Genomic DNA, 12016 nt, shown 5'->3' with positions numbered 1-12016 from the left:
TATTCAGAATGAATGTAACAATATGAGCCAATCTATCAGGGATAATCTAATCCCTCATTCATCAGAAAGGACAAAAGGTTGTCTATTCGGGATAAATCTTATCCAACTCCCCTATTCGCTTTGTCAGTTGACTGTCAGGAGATTGTAGTAGCTTTGTTCAATGGTTTATAGAATGTAACAAACGATAAACAGGTGGCACAAAAAAGCCAGCGTGTGACGCTGGCTTCTCTCTCGAAGGTAAAAATTAGACCGCGACTTCGTCAAGGGCTCTGAAGACCGTCTCATCGAGGTGCCCTTCAAACACTTGTTTACACACTTTCCTGCGCACGGCGAGACCAGCAATAAGACGCTCAATGGACAAATGTTTGTTCTCACTTTGGCCGTTATACAACTCGACCATCTTACTCAAGGTTTCGTACGGAATCGCCTGCTCACCGACGCGAAGGTAATCGAGCTTGTCTATGAGCTCCAGACACTCTTCTTGAATTGAGGTGTGTGAATGCCCTGTCATAGCGGCAAGAGCCGTTATAGAGCGTTCTAGGGCCTCTGGTGAGGTGTATTTAGATAGAGTAATGGTAATCTCATCAGCATTGATCTCAACCAGGTGCTTGCGCTGTTTGACTCGTCGGCCAAGTTTTCCTTTCGGCGAGCGTTCTTTACGTTGAATGGGTTCGAACTCACCATCAATGATCTGAGACATCTCTTCAAGCTGCTTTTTAGTCACCATTTCATTGCGCAATGGGTTTGGCAACGTTGGCGCCATATTTCGCTTGCCGGCATTGGTTGTTCTGGCGCGCGAATAACGAAGCACCTCTTCGGCATCACATTTGATGTCAAACTGGTAATCTTTGATCTTCCCTTTCTCTTCGACCGCCGAGATCGTCAAGTGATAACCCCAGAGGTTGACGACAAAAAGATCCTCGCTCCCTTTTCCATCCGATAAACGTTTAAGCTCGCGGATCAGATCCATCGAAAAGCGGCGCCATTCAATGTTTCTTGCCAACTTCTGATTCAACTCACTCAGCAACATTTCATCAGTATGACGACGTACCATGCGACTTCGGAAATAACTGTAGAGCTGGAATACCAAGGTATGCTGTTTCAAGATCTCTGGTGGGAACAGGAAGAAGTAATCACGCGTCAGCAGCTCTTCGTAGAACGATGGTTCCCAAACAAGGATATACAGGTTCGGTTTAATGCGAATTTCGCCGTCAGCGTTCTCTGTAGGCGCTTCTTCCGAAGCTGTGATGGTTCTGGCTAGAAAACGGAAACGGTCGCTCTTGAAGCCTTCTGGCATGTTCTCGCTCAACCAGCGGCCAGTCAGCTCATGCAACTGAAAGTCGGTAAATTCAATGCGATCAATACTATCTCGAATTGAATCACGTGCAGGTCCACTGTCTTTTTTGCCGCGCAAGGAAAGAATATCGGTGATATACAGCGGTGTTTTATTCGGAACTTGAGTGCCATCCAGCTGATACTGGTGTTGGTGATGCTCGTGGTATTGAACAGTCAGAGTAAACAAGGCGAACAGGGTCATCAGATCATCAACGGTCATGATGTTCTTTGATGAACGCGTTTCGATCACAGCACGTGTACCTGAGATCGAAACCATGCTTTTCTGGTACTGCTTACGCGTCCGTGGGGGTGCTAACGCTTGATCAATGATCCCCGCCCAGTTGGTAGGAGAAACGACAAATTGATCCGCTTCGTCTTTCATTGCTGGTGGCGTATTGAGCCCATGCTCGTTTAACAAGCGCTTGTTCACTTGCGTTTGCGCGAGAGCTTTAGAGCGTTTTTGTTTCTCATTTTGTTTTACCGATTCAGTCACTAGGCTGGTGGCACCAAGCGCTGATATCAATTGGCTCGGATTGATAAAACGGTGCAACATGGTTTTGCCCGCCAATCCTTCTTCAAAGCGAACAGGCACTTGCTGAAACAGTCCAATATTAACGGCTGCACGTAAACGCTGTTGAATCGCAGCGCGAGTGACTTGTCCGTCGGTTGCCTCGATCAATTCGGTGGTTGAGACCAAACCGTCTTTGCTGCTAAAGCCTCGCAGAGAAATCAAATTCAGAAGTTCTACGATACTTTTCGTCACCCCTTTGAAATGCTGATATTGCTCTATCCAGTTAACTGCTGTTTCTGATACCTCGAATAGATGTCCATCTTTGTGGCTTCTAGGGAGTTTGATCAGTATCTTTTCTTCTGAACTCATTTTTAGATCCGTGTCACACTAGCCGTAATATCGCTATAGTTCCAGAAGAATAAAGAAAAAAAGATCATAAATAAAGAAAAAACTTATTGTTTTTAAATAACTGATCTTTCTGATTATATTGATCTTAATTGGTAATATGATCTATTGATCTGGGCGACAATCGTCTTGTAACTAACTGTTTTGAAAGGAATAAAAAAAACAGCCTCTGAAAACATGATCATGATAATCCCGAAACCATGATCACTATAAACGAGAAAGCATGATCAGAATGATTAAGAACGATGATCATCATCTTTATGAAAACATGATCATTGTAAGTCTTGAAGCATGATCATCATCGTTTCACATATTATCCACAGATCGGCACGGCGATAAAAGCTAGGATCTTGAATTCGCACTAATGGAGCTGACAAAATTAGTCGAAACGATGATCAAGAGAGAGCCATTTTTCATCGATTTCCAGATATTTTCATCGTGTTGTTCAATTGAAATGACACCACTCCAATGTTATCCACAACAGCTGATTTCTCGTAAAACTGGCGAAAGCATGATCAAGTTTGTTGGAGATAAGTGCCTGTTTGATGGACCTGTCATCGAACTGTCTTTAAATTGTCGTCGATTTGTCTTTAACCCCCACTGTATATGCATTTGCCCGTAATTTATCTGGAAATTTTCATGCTTCCGGAAAGATATCATGCTTGATCATTGTTCCGATCTTTTCGTCGATAAGATCACTTACCGATGAATCTGAAAATCTGACCATTTTCCCTTGATCATTGTTCCTTAAGTGGCGTATTTAGCCGCAAGCATGATCATGATGAGTTCCTTGATCATCGTTTCGAAAGATTTGTTGCAATTACGAATCCCTAGTTGGTTTGCCAGATTTAGAACTCCTCCTCTATTTCCGCTCTTTGCCATTGAGTTCTAGAGATTTTGTTATCGAGTTTTAAATTGAAATGACACCATCCGTAAAATACGCTGCAAAGTTAATCGTTCCGAGGTTTGGTCCTTAATCTGTAGCCTTTTATTTTTACAATGTAAATTTGTGATGCTGTAACATTTTAAATCTAGTTTACTTTTCGGGTTATTCCAAAGCTTTAAAAATCGGATTTTTTGCGTGCTTTTTACCCATTGTCACTAAAATGACAAAATGTTTTCTATTTAATGTGATTTTTATCCATAAGTGTATGTTCACCTTTTTATTGTCAATTTAATTAAATGCTGTACAATCGTGGGTAAGTCATTTATTACGGAATTTGGCAATGAAGAGAGATAACACAATAGAAAATCTCAATCGCCTCGCGGAGCAAACCGCTCAGGTTCAAGCAGACCGCATTGAGATTGTTTTGGAAGAGCGCAGTGATGACCATTTTCCACCAATGTCAAAAGCATTGATGGAAACCCGCTCAGGTCTGACTCGTCGTAAATTGGATGATGCCATCAGCAAGCTTGAAGAGTCGGGTCATCAGTTCACTAAGAACAACGCCAATCACTATTCTATTTCTCTTCAAGAAGCGCATATGCTTATGGACGCGGCTGGCGTGCCTAAGTTTCATGAGCGTAAGAAAAATGGTGACAATAAGCCTTGGATTATCAACGTACAAAACCAAAAGGGTGGTACGGGGAAATCGATGACGGCCGTTCATCTCGCGGCGTGTATGGCACTAAACTTAGACAAGCGCTACCGTATCTGTCTGATTGACTTGGACCCACAAGGTTCACTTCGTCTGTTCTTAAACCCGCAAATTAGCATCACAGATCACGACAACATCTATTCTGCTGTCGATGTTATGCTCGACAACGTGCCTGAAGGTGTGGAAATCGATAACGAATTTCTGCACAAGAATGTGTTGCTACCTACTCAGTATCCAAACTTAAAAACCGTATCAGCGTTCCCTGAAGACGCGATGTTCAATGCTGAAGCGTGGCAAAGCCTGTCACAAAATCAGTCGTTGGACATTGTTAAGCTGCTTAAAGAGAAACTTATCGATCAAATTGCCGATGATTTTGATGTCATTATGATTGATACCGGTCCACACGTTGACCCGCTTGTTTGGAATGCAATGTACGCATCAAATGCATTGCTTATCCCTTGTGCGGCGAAGCGTCTTGACTGGGCGTCGACGGTTAACTTCTTCCAACATCTGCCGACGGTGTACGAAATGTTCCCAGAAGATTGGCAGGGGTTAGAGTTTGTCCGCTTGATGCCAACCATGTTTGAAGATGACAACAAGAAGCAAGTGGCGGTACTGACGGAAATGAACTACCTGTTAGGGGATCAAGTGATGATGGCGACTATTCCAAGAAGCCGCGCATTTGAAACTTGTGCAGATACGTACAGCACCGTTTTCGACCTTACAACTGGCGATTTTGAAGGTGGCAAGAAAACACTGGCGACAGCGCAAGACGCCGTTCAAAAGAGTGCGCTTGAGCTTGAACGTGTCCTTCATAGTCATTGGTCATCACTGAATCAGGGGTAATAGAGCATGGCAATAAAAACTTCAGATCTTAACGCGCGTCTTTTTGGTAAAGCAAACAAGCGTCATGTCACGACTCCACAGCAAGCTCAACAAGCAGCTAAAGAGCAGGCTCAGGTGATTGAGTTAGCGGTCGCTGGTGAACAAACTGTACAATTTGAGTTGGTTCGTATTCCTGCTGAACAGGTCAAAGAGCAGACCGTTGTCTTTGCTGAAAACGCACGTGAACAGTCATTTTTAAACGAACATGCGCTGTCTGACGTACTGGTGACTTTGCGTGAACGTGGGCAGCAATACCCAGCTGTGGGTCGCAAGCGTGAAGATGGGCGTATCGAAGTTCTTGATGGTAGCCGTCGTCGCATGTCATGTATTTTGGCAGGCAAAGAGTTCTTGGTTTACGTTGGTGACAACATTAGCAGTGAACACGCTAAGTTCTTGTCTGATGTGGCCAATGCGCACAAGCCACTTTCATTGTTTGAAAAGGGCAAAGAGATGCTCGCGAAGCTAGAAAGTGGTGAAGCAGAAGATCAGAAAGCGTTAGCTAAAATGTTCCAATGCAGTGAGGCACTTGTCAGTGGTGCGTTGAAGGCTGCCGATTTACCTTTGGAACTTCTTCAGGCTTACCCAAATGTCGCGGACTTAGGTCGTCCTACAATTGTGAAGCTGCATAAACAATTTAATGGCTTAGACGAAGATAAACGTAATCAGTTGCTTGCCAAGTGTGGCTCTGAAGGTGGTTTTGTTTGGCAGCGCAGTCAAGCACACGGGGTGACTCGTATCACTAAAGATGTGACGGAAACCATCGAAGCGTGGATTGAAGAGTTGGCGCCAAAGAAAGCGGCAGTATCGGCTAAGAAAGAGCTGGTCAAAGGGCGCGCAAGCTACACGCGTAAGGGGCAGAATCTGGCGCTTAACTTAAAGAAAGTGGATGACGCCGTGATGCAAGACATCCTCGACTATGTAGCGGACAAGCTTAAATAGTCCAAAACAACTCACAGTGAAAAGCCGCCTCGTGCGGCTTTTTTTATGCAATAATGCGGCCTGTTGTTTCGACCAAACGAGAGACCTCATGAACGCGACGCACCATTTTCTATCTACTTTGACCGATATTGCCAGTCATAACTTCCATCGTTATGGCGTAGTACTGAATGGCCAGCACGAGTGGCAAGTCAGCACCGCTGAATCTGTGGCTGAATCGGTAACTAAGTCGCTGCAGTCAGAAAAAGTGTTTCAGTTAGGAGGGGAGGCGCTTGCTTATGCTGACCTCAGCGTTGGTTACAATAAGGGACAACAGTTGCTTGGCCAGGAGTGTGGCTTATTGATCTGTGACTTGCGCAGCGAGTTCGATGCCAACAGTTTTAGTGCGGCATTGGGGTGTTTGCGCGGTGGTGGTCTACTTTTGGTTTTTCCTCCCGAGCACAATCAATCCTCTCTAGATGGACAATGGCTACAACGTTCTTTGGCGAACTTGTATCAACTGCATCAGAATCAGATCCCCAATCTCTCTGCATTACCTTCACGCCATGCCTCTTCTGTAGAGCTTTATCAGCAGCAAAATGTTGCGGTAGAGAAAATTCGTAAGGTGGTTGAAGGGCATCGTAAACGTCCTTTGGTGATGGTTGCCGACCGAGGTCGCGGAAAGAGTAGTGCGCTTGGAATCGCCGCGGCGCAATTAATCCAAACACGAGCCATGCATATTTTGGTTTGTGCGCCAACGTTAGCGACGGTACAGCCGATATTCCAGCACGCAGAACGTTTGCTCGACAGCGCGCAAGTTCAGAAAGGCCGTTTGATGTTGGGCGATTCAGTGATCGAGTTTATCGCGCCGGATGATTTGCTTAAACGAAAACCCAATTGTGATTGTCTGTTTGTGGATGAAGCGTCGGCGATTCCCATTCCTATGTTGCAGCAGATGGTGGCGCACTACCATCGCGCAGTATTTTCAACCACAGTACATGGCTATGAGGGCTGTGGTCGCGGCTTCACGGTTAAGTTTCAGACGTGGCTACAGGCGTGTCGACCTGGGACGCAAACTTATGCACTCTCACAACCGATTCGTTGGAATGAATCTGATCCTTTGGAAGGTTGGCTGTTTGAGACCTTCTTGCTGGATGCGGAACTCGAAAATGCCGGGTGTGAATCGCATCGAACACAATTGACGCGATTGGATAAACAGACGTTGCTCGATAGCCCTAATCTGTTGCGTTCATGCTTCGCACTTTTAGTGAATGCTCATTATCAAACTTCACCGAATGATCTCTTGCTGCTTCTTAATGATGACGCCATGTCCTTGTATGCGACATTCGAAAGCGATGTTTGTGTGGGATGTCTGTTAGTGGTTGAGGAGGGCGGTTTAGACGCGGCAACCGTTTCAGATATTCAGCAAGGACGCCGTCGACCCAAGGGGCAGTTAGTGGCGTCAAGTTTAGCGTCGCAGTTGGGTATCGCAGAAGCGGCAATCGAATCGAGCTTACGCATCATGAGAATTGCGGTTCACCCTGAGTTACAGGGCAAGGGCATAGGTCAAGAGATGGTAGCGCAGCTTCAGGCACAAACGAGCGCAGACTTTTACTCAACCAGTTTTGGGGCGACGTCTGAGTTGGTCCATTTTTGGCGACACAGCGGCTTTTCCCCGGTGAAGTTGGGAAGCAGTCGTGACCATGCCAGCGGCACACATTCCTTGCTGATGGTAAGTGGACGCGCTTCTTGGATTCCTGCCGCTTGCGATTACTATCGCTTGTTTATTCAGTTTTCTTTGTCGAATTTATTTCAGCATCTTGAAAGCGACTTAGTCCGTAGTTTGGTCGATGAAAGTGATGCTTCCGTTGATGTAACAGATTTCGAAGCCTTGATTCAGAGTTACTTAGCCGGGGGCGCTCAATATGACAGTATTGCCCCTGTGTTTGATGCGTTGTGGAAGCGTTCTCCTCAAATTATCCAGTCCATGAGTGATCTTTTGGTTGCGAAAATAGTACAACAACAAGATTGGAGTGAGTGCGCTCGTCTCGCGCAGTGTGCGGGGCGTAAACACGTTGAAGCCATGTTTAAGCAGCAACTTGAAGTTTGGATTAACCAATACCGAGCCTGTTAATTTACACTGTAAAACGCTCCCTATCGGCAAGTTACCCTGCGATGAAATATCAGTTTACAGTGTAAATGACGTTCTATTTACACTGTAAATCGATTTGGTGCGAACCGGTATTGGGATTGACCCACAAAAAAACCTCCTTTTTTGTAAGGGACTAGTGTTTCTCACTAACCCTTTCATTTCTCGAAGATAATTCGTTCAAACGATAAACGGCTTGTATGTTTCTGGTGCTTTTTTATTAGTACCATCATTTGCGAATTACTCAGTTCTTCCTACACTCATTTTTAGGCAACAAGATTTATATTGGCTAGAAATAATAAGAAGTGAAGGTTAATACATGGACTGTGCTTTACCTGAATCGCTTGATATCTCAACCGTGCTGGATTCCACTTCAAGTTACAGAGAGTGGCTATCTGAAAACACCGAAATCGTCATTGATGCTTCGCAAGTATCCCGTGTCGATGCGGCTGGTGTTCAAGCACTTTGCTCCCTATTCATTTCTGCCAACAATCATCAAATTGACATTCAGCTAAAACATCCTTCTCAGATACTGCTTGAAGCGCTTGGTACCCTAGGACTAAGTGAGCAGATCAAATGGAATGAAGACTGTGGAGAGAGCAAGCATGACGAAAATTCTAGCTGTGGATGATTCAGTTTCAATCCGCCAAATGGTGAGTCACACCCTGAAAGATGCAGGGTATCAAGTCGAAACCGCGAACGATGGCCAAGATGCGTTGAGTAAAGTGATGAGCACAAAGTTTGATGTGGTGATTTCAGACGTCAACATGCCAAATATGGGTGGCTTTGAATTAGTAAAAGCGCTGCGTGCAAAACCGCAATACAAGTTCATCCCTATTTTAATGCTCACCACTGAAACCAGCACCGATAAAAAAATGCAAGGCAAGTCAGCCGGTGCAACGGGGTGGTTGGTCAAACCCTTCAACCCTGAAACATTACTCAAAACTCTAAAACGTGTGATTTAAGTTGTCACGCGGAGAGACAAAACAGAATCATCGAACTAATAAAGCGAGCAGCAGGCATTGCAACTTGAACTGCGAGCAATAGAAATCGTCTTTGGTAGGGAAACAATATGGCTTTAGACATGGAACAGCTACGCAAAATGTTTTGCGAAGAGTGTCGAGAGAATCTGGAAGTGTTAGAAGACGTGCTTCTCAATCTCGATCTTCAACACGTCGAAGCTGAGTCTATCAATACCATTTTTCGCGCTGCACATTCGATAAAAGGCGGTGCGGCGACATTTAACCTGCTTAATATCAGTGAATTTACTCACTCGGTTGAAGCGTATCTTGACCTTGTCCGCACGGGAGAGCGCGAGCTCAGTGCAAGCTCGGTCGATGTGCTTCTCAAAAGCGGTGACTGCATTCAAGGTATGTTAGAGCAACATGAGTCAGGCACAGAGACCGATGACAACTTGCTTGATGATGTGCGCGCTCAACTGGACTCGCTGTTAGGTGAAAACTCACACCCAGATTTCACTGAGCCAACCGATGACAACTCCGCAAAAAAAGACGCCATAAACGGGGATTGGCGAGTCACCTTTAAACCTCACCCAGAGATATTCTTCAGTGGTAATGACCCTTTACGTATTGTGCGCGAGCTAAAAGAGCTGGATGACCAATGCGAAATCGTTGCAAACCTTGAAAGCATCCCAAGCATTGATGACCTTGAAGCTGAGCTCTGTTATCTGAGTTGGACTGCTAAGCTACCTGCCTCTGTCGAGGAGATATTGATTCGAGAAATCTTTGAATGGGTAGAAGATGAGTGTGACTTGATTGTAGAAAGAGCGAATGTAGAGCCGAGTGGTGAAACAGATGGTGACATCGCGCCAGTATCCGGTGCGGGAGAGGTGAGCGCGCGTAATGAGGCTGAACCAGAACCAGCGCCTCAACCGGTAGCTAAAACCGCAAAGGGTGAAGCCAGTGTCAGTTCGATTCGTGTCGACATCGACAAAGTTGACAGTCTCATCAACTTGGTGGGGGAACTGGTCATCACCCAATCGATGCTGACCGAAATTGGCAATGACTTTTCCATTGATAAGTTAGAGAAGCTGAAAGCTGGCCTCGATCAGTTGCTGCAAAACAGCAAAGATCTACAAGAAAACGTCTTGAATATCCGCATGTTACCGATGAGTTTTGCGTTCAGTCGCTTTCCTAGGCTGGTTCGAGATTTATCCAGTCGCCTTGAGAAACAGGTCAACTTATCGATAAAAGGGGAGCAAACAGAGCTCGACAAGACCGTACTTGAACGCATTGTCGACCCCTTGGTTCATCTGGTTAGGAACGGAATCGATCATGGGATTGAGCAGCCAGCGTTGAGGCTTGATAAAGGCAAGCCTGAAATGGGGGTAATTGAACTGAATGCTTACCACCAAGGCGGTTCCATTGTCATCGAAATTTCGGATGACGGAGCGGGATTGAACTGCGACAAGTTGTGGAATAAGGCGATCGAAAAAGGTGTACTCGATCCCGATGTGCGTCGAGAGGAATTTTCTGACAAGCAAATAATGAATTTGATTTTTGCCCCTGGATTTTCCACCGCGGATGAAGTGTCCGACATCTCTGGACGAGGCGTTGGCATGGATGTGGTTCGCCGCAACATTGAAGAGTTAGGTGGCCACATTGAGGTGGAATCACGTTTGGATGAAGGCAGCTGTTTCACCATTAGCTTGCCGCTCACGCTCGCGATTTTAGACGGTCAATTAGTGAAAGTTGGCGGAGAGGTGTATGTCATCCCATTGCTGACCATTATTGAGTCTATCCAAATCGATCCGAGCTGCATCAAGCTGGCGTCTGGTGGTATAGAGCTGTATCGACTGCGTGAAGAAAACATACCGATTTTACGCTTGCAGGAAGAGCTGCAAATGGGCGAGAGCGGAGCACTCGATAAACGCATTCTCTGCTTTGTGGAGGCGGCAGGTAATCGTGTGGGTTTGCTGCTCGATGAGTTGCTCGACCAGCAGCAGGTGGTGATTAAGAGTTTAGAGTCTAACTACAGCAAAGTGAGCGGTATCTCTGGGGCGACCATTCTTGGAGACGGATCGGTCTCTTTGATACTCGATATTCAAGGGCTGATCACCAGCTTCTTGAACCGAGCGTCAGAAGGGGCACACAAAGGGATTGCGGCGTAGGAGGCAAGATGAATCAAACAGAAGCGCTGCTGAGCAACGAGCTTTCTCAAGCGTCGAAACAGTCCATGACAGCTCACGCTGAAACTTGGCTCAGCGAAGTAAACGAAGAGGTCAGTGAAAGTGCGGACTTTCTCAGTTTTCAACTTGCGGCGGAACTCTATGGCGTGAACATCAACGATGTGGAAGAGATTCGAGTGTGGGAAAAGCCGACCCCTATACCGCGTGCACCTCAGTTTGTATTGGGGGTGATCAACTTGCGCGGAATGATTGTCCCAGTCGTAGACCTGAGACTTCGATTTAACCTTGGACAAGCAGATTACTTGCCGACCACCGTCGTGATTGTATTGCGCAGCGCAAACGGACAGGAACAACGTTTGATGGGATTGGTGGTTGATGCCGTGAGCGATGTGATAAGCCAAGGAAACAATGCGCTGTATCCGGCGGTTGGAGATTCGTTAGTCACCCCTTACTTACAAGGTTTACTCAACGTAGATGAACAGGTGATGTCGCTGCTTGATACCAATGAGTTGCTGAGTATTGGGCGAATCTTAAGGGAGAACGCATGAGTTTGACGCAAGAGTTTTTGAGCTTTGTCCTCGATGGCGATGAATACGGTGTCCCTATCTTAGATGTTCGAGAAGTACGCGGTTGGAGCCCTGTCCGAGAGATTCCCAACTCCCCTTCCTATATGAAGGGCGTTTTAGAAATTCGCGGCGAGTACGTGCCGATAGTCGACTTGAGGCTACGGTTTGGTTTGCAAGCGGCAACATTAGGTCCGACAACGGTGGTGATCGTGCTGAATGACGCACAACACCACCCACTTGGCATTATTGTCGATGGTGTCTCTGAAGTGTATCCGCTGAAGGATGAGCAGATCAAACTGGCACCGCACGTCGCCCCTGAGGTTGACCACAGTTACGTCAGGGGGATCGCGTCGGTCGATTCTGGACACTTAATTTTAATACATTTGGACGCTCTGTTTGATGCAGCAGAGCTCGTTGAACCCCATCATGAAGTACACAGTGGGGCATGACTTCAACCCGTTTTATCAGCGTGTTGTAACACTGGTCAAAGCAATCATTGAGAGG

Annotated in this window: 9 protein-coding genes; 8 read left to right on the top strand and 1 reads right to left on the bottom strand. The window is 46.0% G+C overall.

All coding sequences use genetic code 11. From position 1 onward, the window contains the following. Positions 1-244: 244 nt before the first annotated feature. Entirely contained in the window at positions 245-2215 is a 1971-nt protein-coding gene (locus tag RJ47_RS04965) for a replication initiator protein RctB domain-containing protein (protein ID WP_038135602.1), read from the bottom strand. 1262 nt (positions 2216-3477) lie between these two features. Between RJ47_RS04965 and RJ47_RS04960 the strand changes: the two genes are divergently transcribed. The 8 genes from RJ47_RS04960 to RJ47_RS04925 all read left to right on the top strand — a co-directional run bounded on the left by RJ47_RS04960 (position 3478) and on the right by RJ47_RS04925 (position 11961). Beyond that, positions 3478-4695 carry a ParA family protein gene (locus RJ47_RS04960; protein ID WP_005469364.1) on the top strand — a complete coding sequence of 406 codons (1218 nt, stop codon included), beginning with the start codon at positions 3478-3480 and terminating at the stop codon, positions 4693-4695. A 6-nt stretch (positions 4696-4701) separates the two neighbouring features. After that, positions 4702-5673: a ParB/RepB/Spo0J family partition protein gene (locus RJ47_RS04955; RefSeq protein WP_038187921.1), complete on the top strand. Its 972-nt coding sequence runs from the start codon at positions 4702-4704 to the stop codon at positions 5671-5673. An 88-nt stretch (positions 5674-5761) separates the two neighbouring features. After that, positions 5762-7783 (top strand): GNAT family N-acetyltransferase, encoded by a 2022-nt coding sequence (locus RJ47_RS04950; RefSeq protein WP_039482043.1) that lies wholly within the window; start codon positions 5762-5764, stop codon positions 7781-7783. Between the two features lie 334 nt (positions 7784-8117). Beyond that, complete coding sequence (locus tag RJ47_RS04945; protein WP_005469178.1) at positions 8118-8429, top strand: STAS domain-containing protein; 312 nt, start codon at positions 8118-8120, stop codon at positions 8427-8429. After that, a complete protein-coding gene (locus tag RJ47_RS04940; RefSeq protein ID WP_038135593.1) occupies positions 8404-8763 on the top strand; it encodes a response regulator in 360 nt (119 codons plus the stop codon). Before RJ47_RS04945 ends, RJ47_RS04940 begins: the two co-directional genes overlap by 26 nt. A gap of 107 nt (positions 8764-8870) precedes the next feature. Further along, positions 8871-10928: a chemotaxis protein CheA gene (locus RJ47_RS04935; RefSeq protein ID WP_039482040.1), complete on the top strand. Its 2058-nt coding sequence runs from the start codon at positions 8871-8873 to the stop codon at positions 10926-10928. Between the two features lie 65 nt (positions 10929-10993). After that, complete coding sequence (locus tag RJ47_RS04930) at positions 10994-11494, top strand: chemotaxis protein CheW (RefSeq protein WP_039482122.1); 501 nt, start codon at positions 10994-10996, stop codon at positions 11492-11494. After that, a complete protein-coding gene (locus RJ47_RS04925; RefSeq protein ID WP_039482038.1) occupies positions 11491-11961 on the top strand; it encodes a chemotaxis protein CheW in 471 nt (156 codons plus the stop codon). The genes RJ47_RS04930 and RJ47_RS04925 overlap by 4 nt, the downstream gene beginning before the upstream one ends. Positions 11962-12016 lie beyond the last annotated feature (55 nt).

Origin of the sequence: Vibrio sinaloensis, assembly GCF_000808535.1 — a bacterium.
GTDB lineage: Bacteria > Pseudomonadota > Gammaproteobacteria > Enterobacterales > Vibrionaceae > Vibrio > Vibrio sinaloensis_D.
Note: the sequence above shows the minus strand (reverse complement) of the source record. Positions and strands in the feature narration are given on the sequence as shown.